Below are 18,401 nucleotides of genomic sequence, written 5' to 3'. Positions count from 1 at the left end.
ATCGACGCGATGCTCCACGAGCACCGCGTGATCGAGCCGAGTGACGACTTCCGCGCGCAGGCCCGCGTGACCCGCGAGGACTACGAGCGCCGCTACCGCCAGAGTCTCGACGACCCCGACACCTTCTGGTCCGGGGTGGCCGGGGAACTCCACTGGTTCACCCCCTGGACGCAGGTGCTCGACTGGCAGCCCCCCCACGCGCAGTGGTTCGTGGGCGGCCAGACGAACATCGCCTTCAACGCCCTGGACCGCAACGTCGCGCGCGGCCTGGGCAGCAAGGCGGCGATCATCTGGGAGGCCGAGGACGGCGAGGTCCGCACCTACACCTACGCGCAGCTGCTGCGCGAGGTGAAGAAGGCCGCGAACGCCCTGCGCGACCTGGGCGTGCAGGCCGGCGACCGCGTGACCCTGTACCTGCCCCTGACGCCCGAGGCGGCCATCGCCATGCTCGCCTGCGCCCGCATCGGCGCCGTGCACTCCGTGGTGTTCGGCGGGTTCTCGGTCAGCGCGCTGGCCGACCGCATCAACGACGCGCAGAGCAAGGTCCTGATCACCGCCGACGCCGGACAGCGGCGCGGCTCCCTGGTGAACCTCAAGGCGAACGCCGACGAGGCCGCCAGACTCACCCCCAGCCTGGAGAAGATCCTCGTGGTGTGCCGCGCCGACTGCGACGCCCCCATGCAGGAGGGCCGCGACGTCTGGTGGCACGACGCCCTGAACGCCGCCAGCGACGACCACGACGCGCTGCCCGTGGACAGCGAACACCCACTGTTCGTGCTGTACACCTCCGGCAGCACCGGCAAACCCAAGGGCGTGCAGCACACCACCGGCGGGTACATGATCGGCACGTACCTCACCACCCAGACCGTCTTCGACCTGCGGGACGACGACATCTACTGGTGCACCGCCGACGTCGGCTGGATCACCGGCCACAGCTACAGCGTGTACGGCCCCCTGCTGAACGGCGCGACCGTCCTCATGTACGAGGGCGCGCCCAACCACCCCGACTGGGGCCGCTTCTGGCACCTGATCCAGAAGCACCGCGTCACGATCCTGTACACCGCGCCCACCGCCATCCGCTCCTTCATGCGCCAGGGCGACGCCATCCCCGCCGCGTACGACCTGAGCAGCCTGCGCCTGCTCGGCTCGGTCGGGGAACCCATCAACCCCGAAGCGTGGATGTGGTACTACCGCGTGATCGGCGGCGAGCGCTGCCCCGTCGTGGACACCTGGTGGCAGACCGAGACCGGCTCCATCATGCTGACCACCCTGCCCGGCGCGCACGCCAGCAAACCCGGCAGCGCGGGCCTCCCCATGTTCGGCGTGGACCCCGCCATCATGACCCGCCAGGGCGAGGAACTCGGGCCCGACGACGGCGGCCTGCTCGTCATCAAACGCCCCTGGCCCAGCATGCTGCGCACCGTGTACGGCGACGACGAGCGCTACCGCAAGACCTACTGGGGCGAGATCGGCGGCGTGTACTTCGCCGGGGACGGCGCCCGCCGCGACGCCGACGGCTACGTCACCGTCATCGGCCGCGTGGACGACGTCCTGAACGTCAGCGGCCACCGCCTGGGCACCATGGAGATCGAATCCGCCCTCGTCGCCCACCCCAGCGTCGCCGAGGCCGCCGTGGTCGGCAAACCCGACGACGTGAAGGGCGAGAGCGTCGTCGCGTTCGTGCTCCCCCAGAGCGGCTTTACGGTTGACCCGAAAGAACTGCGCGCCCACGTCAGCCGCGAGATCGGCGCGCTCGCCCGCCCCGACGCCATCTACGTCGCCGACGCGCTCCCCAAGACCCGCAGCGGGAAGATCATGCGCCGCTTCCTCAGGCAGATCGCCGCGGGCAAGGAGATCCAGGGCGACACCAGCACCCTGGAAGACCCCGGCGTGCTCGACCGGCTGGCCGCGACGGAACCCGTGTAAAGCGGGTCAGCGGGCCGCGGCACCGCCACGGCTGGGGTGTCGCGGCCCCCTGATGCATTCACGTGGCGCTGATCGCGTACTCCGGCGCGTCCGCCCGCAATTCCAGGTGATCCCCGCACCACAGCGGGTGCAGGTCCACGCTGGCCGTGCGGCCCCAGCGCGCCCCGTCATGCGCGGCCCGGACCGTCAGGGTGACCGTGCCGCACGGTTTCGCGGATACCTGAATGTCCAGGTGCCGCAGCGGGTCCGGGCGGCACCCCCCGAGCAGCTGGGTCTGAAGTTCCGGAAGCAGGGGCCGCAGCGCCTGATGCAGGTCAGCAGGAAGCATGCCCGCAGCATGCGCCCCGCCGCGCAGGGGGAAAACTGGCCGCGTGGCGCGCCGACTGGTCAGCTGACCTCAAACGGACTCCGATTGAATGGTTTGCCAGAATCATTCAATCCGAGCGGAGCGAGAAGGAGACAAACGGAACCCGTTTCACGGGGCCAGCGACCAGATCAGCAACTGCGCGGCGTCCTGAACGGGGAAGAGGGGACCGGGCATGTCGGCCGCCTGCCCGTACGTGCCCAGCAGGAAGCGGGCATCGTCACCGGTCACCGTGATGGGGCACTTGACGGTCAACGCGGGTTCGGGCGGCGTGTCTCCCGGCGCGAGGGGCTGGCCCAGGGCCGCCCAGGTGGCCCGCAGGTGTGCCGGGCCGTGCGCGGCGCCCCAGACCTGTCCGCCGGGCCGCAGTACGCGCCGCGCCTCGGCCAGCGCCCGTGCCTGATCGGGCAGGTGCGCCAGGACCCGTGCGAACAGCACCACGTCGACACTCGCGTCCGGGAACGGGAGCGCCTCCGCCGATGCACGCTGCACCCCCAACCCCGGCGTGGGATCGACGCCCACCACCCGGCCCGCGTGCCCCCGCCGCGCCAGTTCACGCACCAGCCGGCCGTCCCCCGCGCCCACATCCAGCACGTCCAGGGCAGGGGAGAGACTCAGCGCGTCCAGCAGCAGCCCCTCCGGCCATGAGCGCCCACACAGGCGCGAGAGCAGCGCGTCCCGCGCCCCCAAACGGGCAGAGGCAGACGCCGGGTGCCCCTCAGCCTTCTGCCTCTGCCCATCTGCCATCGGCTCTTACATCTCCATTCGCGTCTTCAGGAAGTTCGTCATGACCGCCCCGCGCTTGTAGAACGGGTTGTCCATGATCTTCACGTACAGCGGAATGGTCGTCTTCGGTCCCTGGATGACCGTCTCTTCCAGCGCGCGCTTCATGCGGGCAATCGCCTGCTCGCGCGTGTCGTGGTGCACGATCAGCTTGCCGATCAGGCTGTCGTAGTGCGGGGGGATCACGTAGCCGGTGTAGCAGTGGCTGTCCACGCGCACGCCGGGGCCACCCGCGAAGTGCACGTCGTCGATCTTCCCGGCGGCCGGGCGGAAGTCCTTGTCGGGATCCTCGGCGTTCAGGCGGCACTCGATGGCGTGCCCGCGCAGGACCACGTCCTCCTGCTGGAGTTTCAGGCCGTACCCGGCGGCGATCTCCAGTTGCAGCTTCACGAAGTCCAGCCCGGAGATCTCCTCGGAGACGCAGTGTTCCACCTGGATGCGGGTGTTCATCTCCATGAAGTAGTAGTTCCCGTCGCGGTCCACGATGAATTCCAGCGTGCCCGCCCCGGCGTAGTTCACGTGCTTGGCGAGGCGCACGCCCGCCGCGAGGATCTCCTGGCGCAGCGTGTCCGGCAGGGTGCTGGGGGCCTCCTCGATCAGTTTCTGGTTGCGCCGCTGAATGGAGCAGTCGCGCTCGCCGATGTGGATGACGTGGCCCTGCCCGTCGCCCATGACCTGCACCTCGACGTGGCGGAATTCCTCCAGGAACTTCTCCATGATGATCGCCGGATCACCGAAGTACAGCCGCGCTTCCTCCTGCGCCTGCGCGAAGCCCTTGGCGAGTTCCTCCTGCGTGCGGATGACCTTCTGCCCGCGCCCGCCGCCGCCCGCGCTGGCCTTGAGCAGCACCGGGTACCCGATCTGCTTGGCGGCCAGCAGCGCGTCGTCCACGGTGTCCAGCACGCCGGTGCCCGGCACGACCGGCACGTTGCTCAGCGCGGCGATCTCGCGCCCACCGGCCTTACTGCCCAGCGCGCGCATGCTCTCGGGCGTCGGCCCGATGAACGTGATGCCGTGCTCGCGGCACATCTCCGCGAAGTCCGGGTTCTCCGCCATGAAGCCGTACCCCGGGTGAATGCCCTCCGCACCCGTCATCAGCGCCGCCGAGAGGATGTTCGGGATGTTCAGGTACGACTGGTTGCTCGCGGGCGGGCCCACGCATACGGATTCGTCCGCCAGCAGCACCGGCAGGCTCTTCTCGTCCGCCGTGGAGTACACCACGACCGTCTTCACGCCCATCTCCCGCGCCGTCCGGATGACGCGCAGGGCAATCTCGCCACGGTTGGCGATCAGGATCTTCTTGAACATGAACTTCGCTCCTTGCAGATGGCAAAAGGTTCAAGGCCGGATGGCGAGAGCGCGGCCGAGGGGCGGCCTGCTGCCTTCTGCCATCGGCCTTCCGCCTCTTATTCGATGATGAACAGCGTCTGGCCGTACTCGACGGGTTCGGCGTTCTTCACGAGGATCTCGCGAATGGTGCCGCCCTGCTCGGCTTCGATCTCGTTCATGAGTTTCATCGCCTCGATGATGCACAGCACCTGTCCGGCCGCGACGGTGTCGCCGACCTTCACGTAGGGGGCGGCGTCGGGGCTGCTGGAGGCGTAGAAGGTCCCGACGATGGGCGCCTTGACGGGCGTGCCCTTGCTGGCGGGCTTCTCGGCGGGAGCCTCGGCGGGCGTGGGGGCCGGGGCGCTGGCCTGCGCGGGCGCGGCGGGGGCGCTGTCCTGCACCTGGGGGGCAGGCATGGCGGGGGCGGGCATGGGCGCGAACGCGGGGGCGGGCATGGGGGCCGCGACCGGTGCCGGGCCGGTGGCAGGCATGGGGGCGGGCGCGGCGAAGGCCTGCGGGCCGCGCTTGAGGCTCAGGTCGAAGCTGCCGGTGCGCAGGCTGAATTCACGCACGTCGGCGTACGTGAGGGCATCGAGAATCTGTTTCAGGTCGTTCGGGTTCATGGCCCCTCCTTGAAGGTCGTCTGGGTTCTACGGTTGACGCTGCCCCCAATCATGCCCTGTGCCGGGTGAGAGGGGGTGTTACCCGCAGCCTAACGCTCGTTTGGCTGAACTGAGTCTAACGGGAAATGAGGACGCCGCCCGCCGGGGAAACCGGGGGCGGCGCAGTCACGTCACGTCATTTACGCGCGGCTGAGGTACTGACCCGTGCGGGTGTCCACCTTCACGTTCGTGTCCTGCTCCACGAACAGGGGCACCTGCACCACCGCGCCGGTTTCCAGCGTGGCGGGCTTCGTGCCGCCCGACACCGTGTCGCCGCGCACGCCGGGGTCGGTCTGCACGATCTTCAGGATGACCTGGTTGGGCAGCGTGATGCTCAGGGGCTTCTCGCCGTACATCGCGACTTCCACCTCGGTGTTCTCCTTCATGAACTTCGCGGCGTCGCTGACGAGGCCCTTGCCCAGCGTGATCTGGTCGAAGGTGTCCAGGTCCATGAACACGAAGTCCTCACCGTCGGGGTAGAGGTACTGCATCTTCTTGCCTTCCACGTAGATGTCCTGCAGCTTCTCACCGCTGTTGAAGGTGCGGTCCACGATCGAGCCGCTTTCCATGTTGCGGAACTTCGTGACGACCTTCGCGCCGCCACGGCCCATCTTCAGGTGCGAGTACTCCAGGCACTCCCACAGGCCGCCGTCCATCTCCACTTTGGTGCCGTTACGCAGTTCAGTCACACTGATCATGTCTTCTCCTTGTCTTCCGTCCGGGGCCGCCTCCGAACACCCGGTGCGCTGGGTGGGGGAGCCGCGCGGCAACGCCACAGAGTCTAGCAGAGGCCCGCATGACCCTTCCACCCGCCTGCGCGCGTTTGCTATGCTGTCACGGTTGCACGCCCGCCCCCTGCCCCGCCCCGAGCGGCGAGCGGCGAGAGTGAGGCGGCGAAGAACGTCCCCGAAGGAGAAAGCACATGGAACTGAACGCCAAACCCCGCAAGAGCCAGGAAAAGCTCGCTGAAGGCCTGATCCCCGCCGTCGCCTACAACAAGGAGAAGAACGTCTCCTTCAGCCTCGACAAGAAGGCCTTCGACCGCGCCTTCCGTCAGACCAGCACCACCGGTCTGTTCGACATCACCATCGAGGGCGGCGAGACCTTCCCCGCGCTGGTCAAGACCGTGCAGATGGACAAGCGCAAGCGCACCCCCATCCACGTGGACTTCTACATGGTCACCTACGGTGAACCTGTCGAAGTGAACGTCCCCGTGCACACCAAGGGCAAGAGCCAGGGCGAAGTCATGGGCGGCCTCGTGGACATCGTCGTCCATAACCTCAGCATCATCGCCCCCGGCCCCCGCCGCATCCCCCAGGAACTCGTCGTGGACGTCACCAAGCTGAACATCGGTGATCACGTCACCGCCGGTCAGGTCAAGCTGCCCGACGGCGTGAAGCTCGCCGGTGACGCCGAGCAGGTCGTCATCAGCGTCCTGCCGCCCCGCCTCAGCGAAGGCGAAGCCGCCGCCGAGCAGCAGGCTGCCCAGGTGGCCGGTCTGGTCGCCGCGGGCGAGATCAGCGAGGAAGCCGCTGCCGCCATCCTGGAAGGCGACGCCACCGTCGAGGAAGCCAAGGCCGACGCCGCCAGCGAGACCGAAGGCGACGCCGAGAGCACCGAAGAGAAGAGCGAAGAGTAATCCTCTTCCCGAGCGCCGCCCCTCCCACCGGAGAGGCGGCGCTCGTCTGTGGCTGTCCCGGCGGGGCTGCGGCCCTCCGCCCTGCGACCCGCGTTCCACATGCCCGGCGCTGCATCCCGTACCCTGGGCGGCATGTGGACCCGGATTCCTTCCAGCAGCCTGCGCGTGACCGGCGCCGACCGTGTGGATTTCGTACACGGTCAGATGACCAACAACCTGCGCGGCGCCCCCACGCCCGGACTCGTGCCCTGCGCGTTCCTGAACGTGCGCGGCCAGATCGAACAGTTCGCCCGCGTCTACAAGCGCGAGCAGGACGTCTACCTGCATCTCGATGAAGGTCAGGCCGGGGCGCTGGCCGCGCGGCTGCGGCGCTACATCATCTTCGATCAGGTGGAGGTGCAGGACGTCAGCGACGAGCTGCGCAGCGTGCATGTCTGGCCCGGTGCACAGCTGCCCGGCTGGCAGGCGGATGGCGGCGACGCGCAGACGTTCACGCTGGCAGGGAGCACGGTCCTGGCGGGCCGCGTGAACCGCACGGGCACGCCCGGCGTGGACCTGCACTACCTGGCCCGGCATGAGGCCGAGGTGCTGGCCGCCCTGCCCGGCGCTGCCGTGCCGCTGACCGAGCTGGACGCCGCGCGGGTCCAGGCCGGGATTCCGGACGTCACCCGCGACGCCCTGACCGGCACCCTCCCGCAGGAGGTGGGTCTGGATCTGGGCGGCCCGCTGCCCGCTATCAGTTACCGCAAGGGCTGTTACGTGGGGCAGGAGATCATGGCGCGCCTGGAGGCGAGGGGCAACGCCCGCTACCACCTCGTGCGCCTGACAGGTGAAGGCCCGTGGGAGGCCGGGGCCGAGGTCAGTGCGGACGGCAAGGTGGTCGGACAGGCCGGCCTGCACGCCGGGCCGGGCAGCGTGGCCCGGGTGCGTAAGGAACTTGCCGAGGGGGCAGCGGTGCAGGTGGCCGGGCAGCCCGCCACCGTCCACCTCGCTGCCCAGCAGGGCACGCATGCTTGACGGCCTGACCCGCGACCTGCGCGCCGGGGATGCCCACAGCCGCGTCCGCGCCGCGCGCCGCGCCCACCAGCTGGCCTTCCTGACGCTGGCCGTTCCTGGCCTGCCACTGGGAGCGCTGCTGGCCCTGCTGCGCCCCCAGCGGGTGCAGGAACCCGTCACCTTCCTGGGCGTCTTGCTGCTGGCGCTGCTGCTGGCCGGTGTGGCGTGGCAGCTGGCCCGCCGCACGGCGCGCGACGAGCAGCTGGCCCAGCCTCAGCGCCAGCTGGCGGGCGCCATGCAGGCGGCCACAGTGCCCGCCGTGCCGTTCCTGATCGGCTGCGCGTTCCTGGCCAGTCCACTGGCCGCGGCGCTGCTGTGGGGGACGGCGCTGACGCTGTTCCTGCTGACCCGACCGCGCCGCAGCGCCTGAGTTGAAAGGATTCCGGGGCTCAAGGGTACTGGCATCAACGATGTGTTCTCCGCTCAGGGATGACGGCCTCGTCCCTCACGAAACACCCCGCCCGGGAGCCCGGGCGGGGTGTCATCTTCAGCTGGCCTGCAGCGCGCAGGAGCTGCCAGCGGTCAGCGGGACTTGGGATCCAGGGCGTCGCGCAGACCGTCACCGAACAGGTTGAACGCGAGGCTGAACAGCACGATGAACACGGACGGGTACACCAGCACGTACCAGTACTCGGGTTTCAGCCAGGCGCGCGCGGCGTCGACGAGCTGGCCCCATTCGGAGAAGCCGGGTTCGAAGCCCAGGCCCAGGAAGGACAGGCCGGCGATACCCAGCGGCACGGTGGCCAGATCCAGCACGGCGATCGTGAACACGGCGGCGATGCTGTTGGGCACCACGTGCTTCATGATCAGGCGGAAGTCGCGTGCGCCGAGGCTGCGCGCAGCGTCCACGTATTCCAGCTGCCGGGTCCGCAGCACCTCGCCGCGGATCAGGCGGGCGTAGCCGGCCCAGCCGGTCACGCAGGAGGCCACGATGATCGGCAGTGTCGGGTCGTAATCCCCGGCGCCGCTCTGGAAGCGGGCGCGCAGGATGGTCAGGATCACCACGGTCAGGATCAGGGGCGGCAGGGAGAACAGCACGTCGATGAACCGCTGGATCAGGTTGTCGATCCAGCCGCCGTAGTAGCCGCTGATCGCGCCGATGATCACGCCGATCACCAGGGTCACGCCCACGATGATAAACGCCATCTTCAGGGCCGTGCGGGTACCCCAGATCAGGCCGTAGAAGATGTTGTAGCCGTTGACTGTCCCGAAGGGCGCTTCGGCGCTGGGTGCCGTGGGCTGCTGCTGGAAGCTCAGGCGTTCGGTGCGGTAGCAGCTTTCAGGGGGGGCGAACACGGCCGCCCAGAAGGCCGCGCGACCCGGGTTGTACACCTCGTTCGCCGACGTGATGTTCAGGTCGCGCAGGCAGTTGCCGCTGGGCTTGGCGATCAGCGGCGCGAACAGGGCCACCAGGCCGAAGATCAGGGTGATGAGCAGGCCAGTGATGGCCAGGGGGTTGCGGCGCAGTTTGCGGACGGCGGGGCTCGTCCAGAACTCCTGGAAGCGCGTGCGGTCCCGCGTTTTGGCGGCGGCGGCGACAGTCATGGTGTCCTCCGGTGCGTGGTGGGGCGGGGCATCAGTCGAACCTCACGCGGGGGTCGATCACGCCGTACAGGATGTCCACGACGGTGCTGACGAGCACCACGATCACAGCCGTCAGCATGGCAAAGCCCAGCACGGCGGCCAGATCGACACCCACGGCAGCCTGCACGACCCACTGGCCGACACCAGGGAACGCGAAGATCGTCTCGGTGATCAGCGAGCCGCCCAGCAGCCCGATGATCAGGAAACCCCCCAGCGTGACGATGCTCAGCAGGGCGTTGCGGCGGGCGTGCTTACGGTTGACGGCCTTCGGTGCCAGACCCTTGGCGCGGGCGGTGCGCACGTAGTCGCTGGTCAGGGCCTCAAGCATGTTGTTGCGCATCACCTTGATGATGTTCGCGCTGAGCACGATGACCAGGGTGAGGGCAGGCAGGATCATGTGTTGCAGGGCGTCCCAGGCAATGTCCCAGCGGCCGTTCAGGGCGGCGTCGATGGTCAGCAGCCCCGTGTAGGTCCTGATGTCGCCCAGCGCGAAGGTATTCACGACGTTCAGCTGCCCCGAGCCAGGCAGCCAGCCCAGGTAGGCATAGAACACGGCCAGCAGCAGGATGCCCACCACGAAGCTGGGCAGCGAGTACCCCAGGACGACGACCACGCGCAGGAACTGGTCGATGAACTTGTCCTTGTGCAGGGCGCTCAGGGTCCCCAGCCACACGCTGATCAGCAGAATCGGAATCGCGGTCAGGATCGTCAGCTCGATGGTCCGCGGCAGGCGTTCCTTGATGGTGGCGATCACGTCCTGGTTGCTGGCCTTGGAGTACCCCAGGTCACCCTGAAGGGTGCTGCCCAGCCAGCGGCCGTACTGCACGGGGAAGGGGTCGCGCAGGCCACGCTGCTCGATGATCTGTTCCAGGCGCGCGGCCTGCTGTTCGCTGCGGATGTACGGCGCGGCCCGCTGCTCAGGGGTGAGCAGCTGGGTCAGGCCGACGATCATCAGCGAGAGAACGAGCATCACCACAGGAATCTGGATGAGTCGTTTCACGATGAAGTTAAGCATGAGAGCCTCGGGGTGGAAAATCTCCCAGGATCGGAGCCGGGCCGGGTTCCGATGGGAGGGACGGAGAGTGGGATACGAACCTTGGATTGTGCGTGACGGCTGAGCTGTAGTCCGCCCGCTAGCCTAGTCCAAATCGCATGTGTAACGCAAAGGGGCGCGGGCGCTTGTCCCGGTATGGAGAACCTGTCTATGCGTGCAGCGCGGACTTTTCCGGCTTCCGGCAGGTCTCATAAAAGAGGGCAGCCCGGTACTGTGGGCTGCCCTGGGCCGCGCAGGTCACTGCGGGCGGTCTGGTTTACTTCTTGCTGAGTTCCTTCCAGAAGGTGCCGGTGTAGCTGAAGGAGATCATGGGGTTGAAGCTCTTCTGATCGGCGCCCACCAGGCTGTCGCGCATGAAGCTGTAGCCCACGGGAGCGGGCATCAGGATGTACGGGGCCTGCTCGTAGGCTTTCTTGCCCACGAGGCTGTACAGGCGGTTACGCTCGGCGGTGTTCACCGTGTTGCGGGCCTGCTCGAGCCACTTGTCGACCTGGGTGTCCTTCCAGTTGTTGCGGGGGAAGTAGTACCCGTTGCTGCTGTAGAAGGTGTACATGAAGTTGTCCGGGTCGGCGTAGTCAGGCGCCCAGCCAATGACGATCATGGCTTCCTCGCCCTTCTTGGAAGACGCGAGCATCTCGCTCCACTGTTTGGCCTGGATGTTCACGCGGAACTTGGGGTTCAGCGCTTCGATGTTCTTCTTCAGGATTTCCATGGCGGTCTGCGAGGGCACGCTGCCGGCGCGGTAGTTGGCCGTCAGGACGAAGCCGTTTTTCCAGACCTGGCCGCCCCAGGCGCGCTGGAAGAACTGCTTGGCCTTGGCCGCGTCGAAGGTGTAGGTGTTCACCTTGGCGTCGTAGCCGGGGAAGGTGTCGGGGAGCAGCATGGTGCGCTGTTTGCCTTTGCCCTTCTGGACGTCCTGGATGTATTGGTCATAGTTGAAGGCGTAGCTGAAGCCGCGGCGCACGTTAGCGTCCTTGAAGAAGTTGGCGGGGATGCCCTTGCCGTCCAGCTTGCCGCTGCCCAGCAGGCCGGTCGCCTTGATGTTTTCGTTCATGAAGAACGCGGTCGCGGAGGTGCTGGGGAAGCCGTCCTGCCAGACCACGCCGGGCTTGCCCTTGATCTGCTCCTCGTCCACAGCGCGGCCGCCGCCTTCGATCAGGTCGGCGTCGCCCTTCAGGAAGGCCTGCTGGCGCGCGGCGAGCTCGCTGACCTTCTGGATCACGATGTTCTTGATGGCGGGTTTCTTGCCCCAGTAGCCGTCGAAGGCGGTGGCCAGGAAGGCGTTGGCGTCCTTGCGGACGAACTTGTACGCGCCGGTGCCGCTGGGCTGCTTGCTGAGGTTGCTGTTGGTCAGGTCCTTGCCGACCCAGGCTTTCCAGTCGGCTTCCTTGCCGCTCCACTCGCCGATCTTGGCGGCGTGCTTGCTGTCCACGATGCTCTGGCCGGTGTAGGCCAGCTTGGCCAGGAAAGCCGGATCCACGGCGGGCAGGGTGAAGACCAGCTGGCCGGCGTTGTTGCACTCGACGGCCTTGTCGATGCGGGCCCAGGTGATGGTCTTGTCGTCGTTGGCGTTGGCGCCGGTGCCCAGGAGGCTCTCGGAGATGAACCAGTTGCCGGATTCGGCGCTGTTGGTCACCAGGTTACGCTCGAAGCTGTATTCGGCGTCGGCGCAGGTCATGGCGTTGCCGCTGTGGAACTTCACGCCCTTACGCAGGTCGAAGGTGTAGGTCTTGCCGCCGTTGCTGATCGTCCACTTGGTGGCGAGCAGGGGCTCAAGCTTGGTGAGGCTGGCGCCGCTGTAGGTCAGCAGGGTCTCGTACAGGTTCTCGGTGATGGCGCCGGAGGCCGTGTCGTAGGTCACGCCGGGGTCCATGGTGGGAATATCGGCGGACTCCTGGATGACCAGGGTGTCTTTGGGCGCGACGGCCAGGGCAGTCGTCAGGGTCAGCAGGGTGGCGAGCGCAGCAACTTTTTTCATTGATCCTCCAGGTTGGTACTTTGACAGTGTGAGCAAGGGCGCCCGTCTGGGCGTCTTGCGGGAGCTGTCTAGGGGTTGATCGGCGGCATCATAGCGCAGGTCTTTACGGATTGTTGTGACTTTCGTCCGGGTGCGCGGGGCGGTCTTCAGGGATACTTCGTGGCTGCGAGGTTTCCGGACAGCTGTCTATATTTATGCATGTCCCATATGGCTGAACGGGGTGTGTTGTGAGTGCCCGGCTGCCCTGACGCTTGTTGTGCATCGTGTGTAGCGCAGAAGAGCGTGGCATACTGCGCCGCGTGAAGAAGCGCATCCTGCTGCTGGCTGGGGGCCAGTCCGGTGAACACGAGGTCAGCCTCATGAGTGCCCGCAGCGTCCTGAACGCCCTGCCCCGCGATCAGTTCGACGTGACGCCCGTGGTCATCAGCAAGCAGGGCCGCTGGCTGCCCCCCACTGAAACCCAGCGCGCCCTGGAATCCGGCGAGGCCCCGACCGGCGGTGATCTGGTGCTGCACCGCGCCGCGAGTGCCGAGGGCTACGACGCCGTCTTCCCGCTGCTGCACGGCCCGATGGGTGAGGACGGCACCGTGCAGGGCCTCCTGACCCTGGCCGGGATTCCCTTCGTGGGCAGCGGCGTGCTGGGTTCGGCGGTCAGCATGGACAAGATCATGACCAAGCAGGTGCTGGCCTCGGCCGGCATCCCGCAGGTCGCGTGGGCCCTGGCGGTGCGCCGCGAGTGGCAGGCGCAGCCGGACACCGTACGTGAACGTGCCGCCGCGCTGGGCTACCCGCTGTTCGTGAAGCCCGCGAACCTGGGCTCCAGCGTGGGGATCAGCAAGGTCGCCCGCGCCGAGGACCTGGACGGCGCGCTGAACCTGGCGTTCAGTCTGGACCGCCGCGTGATCCTGGAGGCCATGACCGCCCACAAGCCCCGCGAGGTCGAGGTCGGTATTCTGGGCAACGACGCGCCCATCGCTAGTCCGGTCGGGGAACTGCGCTTCGACGCGGATTTCTACGATTACGAGACGAAGTACACCGAGGGCCGCGCCAGCATGCACATCCCCGCGCCGCTACCCCCCGAGGTCGCCGAGCAGATCCGGACGCTGGCCCTGAGGGCATTCCGCGCGCTGGACTGTGCGGGACTGGCCCGCGTGGACTTCTTCTACGTCGAGGAGACCGGTGAGCTGCTGCTGAACGAGGTGAACACCATGCCGGGTTTCACGACGACCAGCATGTATCCCAAGCTGTTCGAGGCGGCGGGCCTGAACTACAGCGCGCTGGTGACCCGGCTGGTCGAGCTGGCGCTCGAAGACCGCTGAGTGATCTGACCTGGGTGCGGCCGGTCCCCCGGTGTGGTGGGGCCGGCCGCTCTTTACTTCCTGTTAATCCGTATCTGTATACTCGGGTATATGCCGGATGTGCCCCTCGACTCACTGGCGCCCGGTCAGACCGCGCATGTCGTGGCCCTCGACCCCGCCCACCCGCTGCGCCGCCGCCTGATGGAACTGGGCTTCGTGCGGGGCGCGCCCGTCACGGTCGTGCGCCGCGCCCCGCTGGGTGACCCGGTGGAATTGCGCGTCGGCGCGACGCTGCTGGCCCTGCGCGCAGACGACCTGCGTCTGATCCGGGTGCGCGCGTGACCGCCCCCGCCGTGACCCGGCCCCCCACCCTGATTCCCGACGAGGCCGCCTGCGCCGACACCCTGGCTCGCCTGAAGGCCGCGCGGGAGCCGCGCGTGGTGGTGGTCGGGAACCCCAACGTGGGCAAGACGACCCTGATCAACGCCCTGGCCGGCACCAACCTGAAGGTCGGCAACTGGAGCGGCGTGACCGTCGAGAAGCGCGAGGCGCACCTGAACCACGCCGGGCGGCGCGTGCACCTCCTCGACCTGCCCGGCGCGTACTCGCTGAGCCCGCATACCCCCGAGGAACTCATCACCCGCACCGCGCTGCTCGACGAGGCCCCGGACGCCGTGCTGAACGTCCTGGACGCGGGGAACCTGGAGCGCAACCTCTACCTGACGCTCCAGCTCATGGACTACCGCCTGCCGGTCGCCGTGGCCCTGAACCTCGTGGATGAGGCGCGCGAGAAGGGCGTGCAGGTGGACTCCCGCGCGCTGTCGCGCCTGCTGGGCGTGCCGGTCGTCGAGACGGTCGCCAGTCGCGCACGCGGCACGGACGCCGTGCTCGACGGCGCCCTGGGCCACGCCACGCTGGGCATCGGCGTGCGTTACCCCGAGGCCATCGAACTGGCCGTGGAGGCCCTGACCGCCCGCATGGTCGGCGTGGACACCCTGCCCCCCCACGCGCACCGCTACCTGGCCCTGACGCTGCTGGAGGGCGACCCCAGCGTGCGCGGCCGCCTGAACGCCACCGGGCACGCGGCGCTCGTGCAGGCCGCCGACGCGCAGCTGCGCGAACTGGACACCCAGGGTTTCGACCCGCTGATCGAGATCGCCGAGGCGCGCTACGCGCTGGCCGGGGACATCGCCCGCGCCGCCGCTCCACAGGCCCAGGCGCGGCGCACCGTCACCGAACGCCTGGACGCGCTGGCGCTGCACCCCTGGCTGGGCATCCCGCTCTTCTTGGCGCTCGTGCTGCTGGTATTCCGCCTGACCTTCACGGTCGCCGCGCCCTTCGTGGACCTGATCGGCGGCCCCCTCCAGGACACCCTGACCGGCTGGGCCAGCGCCGCCCTGGCGTGGTTCCCGCTGGCCCGCGACCTCGTGACCGGCGCGATCATTCCCGGCGTGGGCACCGTCCTGAGCTTCCTGCCCACCCTGCTCGTGCTGTACCTCGCCATGAGCTTCCTGGAAGACAGCGGCTACATGGCCCGCGCGGCATTCCTGATGGACCGTGCCATGCGCAGCGTCGGCCTGGACGGCCGCGCGTTCATCCCCCTGATCCTGGGCTTCGGGTGCAACGTGCCCGCCGTGTACGCCACCCGCACCCTGGAACGCCGCAGCGACCGCCTGCTCGTCAGCATGATCCTGCCGTTCATGAGCTGCTCGGCGCGGCTGCCGGTGTACGTGGTGTTCGCCGCCGCGCTGTTTCCCCGGCAGGCCAGCCTGCTCGTGTGGGCCATGTACACCCTGGGCATGCTGGTCGCCCTGGCCTTCGCGTTCGTGCTGCGCCGCACCAGCTACCCTGCCGAGGGCAGCGGCGTGCTGCTGGAACTCCCCCCGTACCGCTTCCCCACCGCGCAGGTCCTGTGGAAGCACGCGTGGCGCCGCACCGCCAGCTTCGCTAAGCGCGCCCGCACCACGGTGCTGGCCACCGTCGCGGGCGTGTGGCTGCTGCTCGCCATTCCTGCCGTGAGCGGCGCCAGCTTCGCCACGGTTGCCCCGCAGGACAGCCTGTTCGGGCGCGTCAGTCAGGCCATGTCCCCGATCTTCGCGCCGCTGGGCTTCGGCACGTGGCAGGCGACCGGCGCGCTCGTGCCCGGCTTCATCGCCAAGGAGGTCGTCGTCGGGACCCTCGGGCAGATCTACCTGGGGGAACAGGCCGCCCGCCCTGCTCCCCTCGGGCTCGTGGACGGCGTCGTGCAGGCGGGCAGGGCCACCTGGGACGCCGTGGTCGCCAGCGTCAGCGCCCTTCCCACCATCCTCGCGCTGCCCAGCCTGAACGCCGACGCCACCGGGGACCTGAACACCCCCCTGGCCACCGCCCTGGCCCGCGCGTTCACGCCCGCCAGCGGCCTGAGCTACCTCGTGTTCGTGCTGCTGTACACCCCATGCATCGCCACGGTGGGCGCGCTGGCGCAGGAACACGGGCGCCGATTCGCGTGGACGACCGTCGCGTACCAGCTCGCCACCGCCTGGATCGCCGCGTTCCTCGTGTACCAGCTCGCCCGGGCCGTCCTGTGACCGCTGCCCGCCCCCCCGCCAGCCCGCTGGGCGCGCTGCTGCACGCCATCGGCATCCAGCCGCGCACCCCGGACGAACTCGCCCGCGCGCTGGGCAGCACCCCGGACGCCCTGAGCGGCATGCTGCGCACCCTCCGCTCGGGCGGGTACGTGCAGGACGCCGCCCCGCAGCAGGACAGCTGCGCCTGCGGCCCCTGCGCCCTGAAAAGTATGTGCCGCAACGCCGACAGCACCGAACCCCCCTGCACCTGCTGCGCCTGACCCCGCGCGGCGCGGCGTACCTGAAGCGGCTGGGCTGAAGCCTCAACGTCTCCACTGCAAAGCCTAAAGGTGAGATCAGACGTCCAGCACGTACCCCTTCCTACAATAAAGGCATCAACGGCACAGCGGATCACGTGGCGCACCCGTGCCCGCACTGGCCGAATTCACGCGGAGTCAAAAGGGGCAGGGTATGGACTGGAAGAATCTTCCCGGCAGTGGTGGGAACGCAGAAAATCGCAGTGGCGGTGGAGGGCTGCCCGGCGGCGGCATTGCCGTGGGCGGCGTGGGCGGATTGATCATCGCCCTGATCGCCATGTTCTTCGGCATCAACCCGGGTGACATCCTGGGCGGCGGGAACGACACGCAGACTCAGAGTCAGAGCAACCAGACGCAGCCCGCCGCGAACGACGAGGCGTACCAGTTCGTCAATCAGATCTACCGCAACACCAACCTCGTGTGGGACGACGTCTTCAAGCAGGCCGGGCGGACCTACAACGACCCTCGCCTCGTGCGCTATGTGCGCGGCACGGCGACCGGCTGCGGGCAGGCCAACAGCGCGGTCGGGCCCTTCTACTGCCCGGCCGATCAGACGATCTACCTCGATACCAGCTTCTTCACGCAGATGGACCGCCAGCTGGGTGGTGGTGGCGACTTCGCGTACGCCTACGTGATCGCCCACGAGGTCGGCCACCACGTGCAGAACGAACTGGGCATCAGCGATCAGGTCGAGCGCCGTCAGCGCAGCGCCCGTACCGAGGCCGAGGCGAACAGCTACAGCGTGCGCCTGGAACTCCAGGCCGACTGCTTCGCCGGGGTGTGGGGCAACAAGACCCAGCAGGACGCCAAGATCACCCAGGCGGACGTGCAGGAAGCCGTGGCGACCGCCGAGGCCATCGGCGACGACAACCTCCAGCGGCAGGGTCAGGGCTACGTCGCCCCCGACTCCTTCACGCACGGCAGCGCCGCGCAGCGCGTCAAGTGGTTCATGACCGGCTTCAAGAGCGGCAACCCGAACGGCTGCGACACCTTCAACGTGAACTACAACCAGCTGTAAGGGGCGCTGCCAGTCGGAGGCGGGGCGCACTGGGGAGACCCGGTGCGCCCCCTTGCGATGCCAGGGCGTGACGGGGCTCACCACACCCAGGTGCCCCATGCGCTTTCCTGGGGGCATGACGGGATGGGAGGTCGCGGGCGTACCCGTGCAGATCAGACGCAGCGCCCGGAGGCGCACGGTGGCGGTGCAGGTCACGCCGGGCGCCGTGACGCTCTTCGCCCCGACCCGCGTTCCGCTGTCCCAGCTGCGCGACATTCTGGACGCCCGCCGCGACTGGGTCGCCGGGCACCTCGCCGGGTACGCTGCCCGGCCCCCGCAGCGCCCCGCCCCGCAGACCGGACAGCGCGTCCCCTTCCTGGGACAGGACCTGACCCTGCACCTGGACGCGACCCGCACCCGCCCGGAACGTGACGGGACCACCCTGCACCTGCCCGCCCAGAATGCCGAGACGTCCCTGACCGCCTGGACGCGCCGCGCCTGCGCCGCCCCCTACCGCACGCTGGTGCAGGAGTACGCGGCGAGGCTCGGCGCAGCCGACCGCCTGAGCGGCGTGCATATCAGCGATACCCGCACCCGCTGGGGCAGCTGCTCGGCCGACGGGAGTATCCGCCTGCACTGGAAACTGACCCGCGCGCCCACTGAGGTCCTGCACTACGTCGCGCTGCACGAGGCCGCGCACCTGCTCGAACTGAACCACTCCGCACGTTACTGGGCGCACGTCACCCGGCTGATGCCCGGCTGGCCGGCGCACCGGGCGTGGCTGAAGGAGTACGGCCACACCCTCTAAGGGTCAAAGGGTCGAAGGGTCCAAGGAATTCATCGCCTTGGACTCTTCGACCCTCAAACA

At 68.4% G+C, this 18,401-nt stretch carries 18 protein-coding genes; 10 read left to right on the top strand and 8 right to left on the bottom strand.

The window, feature by feature from the left end:
• Window positions 1-9: 9 nt before the first annotated feature.
• A complete protein-coding gene (gene acs, locus AUC44_RS13265) occupies window positions 10-1,926 on the top strand; it encodes an acetate--CoA ligase (RefSeq protein ID WP_062159850.1) in 1,917 nt (638 codons plus the stop codon).
• 58 nt (window positions 1,927-1,984) lie between these two features.
• On the opposite strand, the gene AUC44_RS13260 is transcribed toward acs, so the two are convergent.
• From AUC44_RS13260 to efp, 5 genes are all read right to left on the bottom strand, one after another.
• Entirely contained in the window at window positions 1,985-2,254 is a 270-nt protein-coding gene (locus AUC44_RS13260) for a hypothetical protein (RefSeq protein ID WP_062159159.1), read from the bottom strand.
• A 147-nt stretch (window positions 2,255-2,401) separates the two neighbouring features.
• Complete coding sequence (locus tag AUC44_RS17255; RefSeq protein WP_062159158.1) at window positions 2,402-2,980, bottom strand: class I SAM-dependent methyltransferase; 579 nt, start codon at window positions 2,978-2,980, stop codon at window positions 2,402-2,404.
• A 63-nt stretch (window positions 2,981-3,043) separates the two neighbouring features.
• On the bottom strand, window positions 3,044-4,381 hold the full coding sequence (accC, locus tag AUC44_RS13250; RefSeq protein ID WP_046843271.1) for an acetyl-CoA carboxylase biotin carboxylase subunit: 1,338 nt from the start codon (window positions 4,379-4,381) through the stop codon (window positions 3,044-3,046).
• Window positions 4,382-4,479: 98 nt separating this feature from the next.
• The gene (gene accB, locus AUC44_RS13245) at window positions 4,480-5,025 is read right to left on the bottom strand and encodes an acetyl-CoA carboxylase biotin carboxyl carrier protein (protein WP_062159157.1); all 546 of its coding nucleotides are present in this window, start codon (window positions 5,023-5,025) and stop codon (window positions 4,480-4,482) included.
• Window positions 5,026-5,204: 179 nt separating this feature from the next.
• Entirely contained in the window at window positions 5,205-5,762 is a 558-nt protein-coding gene (efp, locus tag AUC44_RS13240) for an elongation factor P (RefSeq protein ID WP_062159156.1), read from the bottom strand.
• Window positions 5,763-5,986: 224 nt separating this feature from the next.
• On the opposite strand from efp, the gene AUC44_RS13235 reads away from it, so the two are divergent.
• From AUC44_RS13235 to AUC44_RS13225, 3 genes are all read left to right on the top strand, one after another.
• The gene (locus AUC44_RS13235; RefSeq protein WP_062159155.1) at window positions 5,987-6,703 is read left to right on the top strand and encodes a 50S ribosomal protein L25/general stress protein Ctc; all 717 of its coding nucleotides are present in this window, start codon (window positions 5,987-5,989) and stop codon (window positions 6,701-6,703) included.
• A 132-nt stretch (window positions 6,704-6,835) separates the two neighbouring features.
• On the top strand, window positions 6,836-7,720 hold the full coding sequence (ygfZ, locus tag AUC44_RS13230) for a CAF17-like 4Fe-4S cluster assembly/insertion protein YgfZ (RefSeq protein ID WP_062159154.1): 885 nt from the start codon (window positions 6,836-6,838) through the stop codon (window positions 7,718-7,720).
• Window positions 7,713-8,129: a hypothetical protein gene (locus AUC44_RS13225; protein ID WP_062159153.1), complete on the top strand. Its 417-nt coding sequence runs from the start codon at window positions 7,713-7,715 to the stop codon at window positions 8,127-8,129. Before ygfZ ends, AUC44_RS13225 begins: the two co-directional genes overlap by 8 nt.
• 152 nt (window positions 8,130-8,281) lie before the next feature.
• On the opposite strand, the gene AUC44_RS13220 is transcribed toward AUC44_RS13225, so the two are convergent.
• The 3 genes from AUC44_RS13220 to AUC44_RS13210 form a co-directional block, all read right to left on the bottom strand.
• Window positions 8,282-9,304 (bottom strand): ABC transporter permease, encoded by a 1,023-nt coding sequence (locus AUC44_RS13220; protein ID WP_062159152.1) that lies wholly within the window; start codon window positions 9,302-9,304, stop codon window positions 8,282-8,284.
• 31 nt (window positions 9,305-9,335) lie between these two features.
• Window positions 9,336-10,358: an ABC transporter permease gene (locus AUC44_RS13215; RefSeq protein WP_062159151.1), complete on the bottom strand. Its 1,023-nt coding sequence runs from the start codon at window positions 10,356-10,358 to the stop codon at window positions 9,336-9,338.
• A gap of 295 nt (window positions 10,359-10,653) precedes the next feature.
• Window positions 10,654-12,375: an ABC transporter substrate-binding protein gene (locus AUC44_RS13210; protein WP_062159150.1), complete on the bottom strand. Its 1,722-nt coding sequence runs from the start codon at window positions 12,373-12,375 to the stop codon at window positions 10,654-10,656.
• A 299-nt stretch (window positions 12,376-12,674) separates the two neighbouring features.
• Here AUC44_RS13210 and AUC44_RS13205 point away from each other — a divergent pair, with 299 nt between their 5' ends.
• From AUC44_RS13205 to AUC44_RS13180, 6 genes are all read left to right on the top strand, one after another.
• Window positions 12,675-13,694, top strand: coding sequence for a D-alanine--D-alanine ligase family protein (locus tag AUC44_RS13205; RefSeq protein WP_062159149.1), 1,020 nt, complete (start codon window positions 12,675-12,677; stop codon window positions 13,692-13,694).
• A gap of 90 nt (window positions 13,695-13,784) precedes the next feature.
• Entirely contained in the window at window positions 13,785-14,015 is a 231-nt protein-coding gene (locus AUC44_RS13200; RefSeq protein ID WP_062159148.1) for a FeoA family protein, read from the top strand.
• Window positions 14,012-16,240, top strand: coding sequence for a ferrous iron transport protein B (feoB, locus tag AUC44_RS13195; RefSeq protein WP_062159147.1), 2,229 nt, complete (start codon window positions 14,012-14,014; stop codon window positions 16,238-16,240). The genes AUC44_RS13200 and feoB overlap by 4 nt, the downstream gene beginning before the upstream one ends.
• Complete coding sequence (locus AUC44_RS13190; RefSeq protein ID WP_231724447.1) at window positions 16,237-16,500, top strand: MarR family transcriptional regulator; 264 nt, start codon at window positions 16,237-16,239, stop codon at window positions 16,498-16,500. The genes feoB and AUC44_RS13190 overlap by 4 nt, the downstream gene beginning before the upstream one ends.
• Window positions 16,501-16,690: 190 nt before the next feature.
• Window positions 16,691-17,554 (top strand): KPN_02809 family neutral zinc metallopeptidase, encoded by an 864-nt coding sequence (gene ypfJ, locus AUC44_RS13185; RefSeq protein ID WP_062159146.1) that lies wholly within the window; start codon window positions 16,691-16,693, stop codon window positions 17,552-17,554.
• A gap of 115 nt (window positions 17,555-17,669) precedes the next feature.
• The gene (locus tag AUC44_RS13180) at window positions 17,670-18,341 is read left to right on the top strand and encodes a M48 family metallopeptidase (RefSeq protein WP_157445378.1); all 672 of its coding nucleotides are present in this window, start codon (window positions 17,670-17,672) and stop codon (window positions 18,339-18,341) included.
• Window positions 18,342-18,401 lie beyond the last annotated feature (60 nt).

The sequence above is a fragment of the Deinococcus actinosclerus genome (assembly GCF_001507665.1).
Taxonomy (GTDB): domain Bacteria; phylum Deinococcota; class Deinococci; order Deinococcales; family Deinococcaceae; genus Deinococcus; species Deinococcus actinosclerus.
The sequence above is the reverse complement of the archived record's forward strand: the minus strand, read 5'-3'. Positions and strand labels throughout refer to the sequence as shown.

What these genes read in the sequence shown, in the direction of transcription:
- AUC44_RS13235 (WP_062159155.1), top strand. Translation starts at nt 5,987, where the DNA reads ATGGAACTGAACGCCAAACCCCGCAAGAGCCAGGAAAAGCTCGCTGAA.
- ygfZ (WP_062159154.1), top strand. Translation starts at nt 6,836, where the DNA reads ATGTGGACCCGGATTCCTTCCAGCAGCCTGCGCGTGACCGGCGCCGAC.
- ypfJ (WP_062159146.1), top strand. Translation starts at nt 16,691, where the DNA reads ATGGACTGGAAGAATCTTCCCGGCAGTGGTGGGAACGCAGAAAATCGC.
- AUC44_RS13225 (WP_062159153.1), top strand. Translation starts at nt 7,713, where the DNA reads ATGCTTGACGGCCTGACCCGCGACCTGCGCGCCGGGGATGCCCACAGC.
- AUC44_RS13260 (WP_062159159.1), bottom strand. Translation starts at nt 2,254, where the DNA reads ATGCTTCCTGCTGACCTGCATCAGGCGCTGCGGCCCCTGCTTCCGGAA.
- accB (WP_062159157.1), bottom strand. Translation starts at nt 5,025, where the DNA reads ATGAACCCGAACGACCTGAAACAGATTCTCGATGCCCTCACGTACGCC.
- AUC44_RS13210 (WP_062159150.1), bottom strand. Translation starts at nt 12,375, where the DNA reads ATGAAAAAAGTTGCTGCGCTCGCCACCCTGCTGACCCTGACGACTGCC.
- AUC44_RS13180 (WP_157445378.1), top strand. Translation starts at nt 17,670, where the DNA reads ATGACGGGATGGGAGGTCGCGGGCGTACCCGTGCAGATCAGACGCAGC.
- accC (WP_046843271.1), bottom strand. Translation starts at nt 4,381, where the DNA reads ATGTTCAAGAAGATCCTGATCGCCAACCGTGGCGAGATTGCCCTGCGC.
- efp (WP_062159156.1), bottom strand. Translation starts at nt 5,762, where the DNA reads ATGATCAGTGTGACTGAACTGCGTAACGGCACCAAAGTGGAGATGGAC.
- acs (WP_062159850.1), top strand. Translation starts at nt 10, where the DNA reads ATGCTCCACGAGCACCGCGTGATCGAGCCGAGTGACGACTTCCGCGCG.
- AUC44_RS13220 (WP_062159152.1), bottom strand. Translation starts at nt 9,304, where the DNA reads ATGACTGTCGCCGCCGCCGCCAAAACGCGGGACCGCACGCGCTTCCAG.
- AUC44_RS13200 (WP_062159148.1), top strand. Translation starts at nt 13,785, where the DNA reads ATGCCGGATGTGCCCCTCGACTCACTGGCGCCCGGTCAGACCGCGCAT.
- AUC44_RS13215 (WP_062159151.1), bottom strand. Translation starts at nt 10,358, where the DNA reads ATGCTTAACTTCATCGTGAAACGACTCATCCAGATTCCTGTGGTGATG.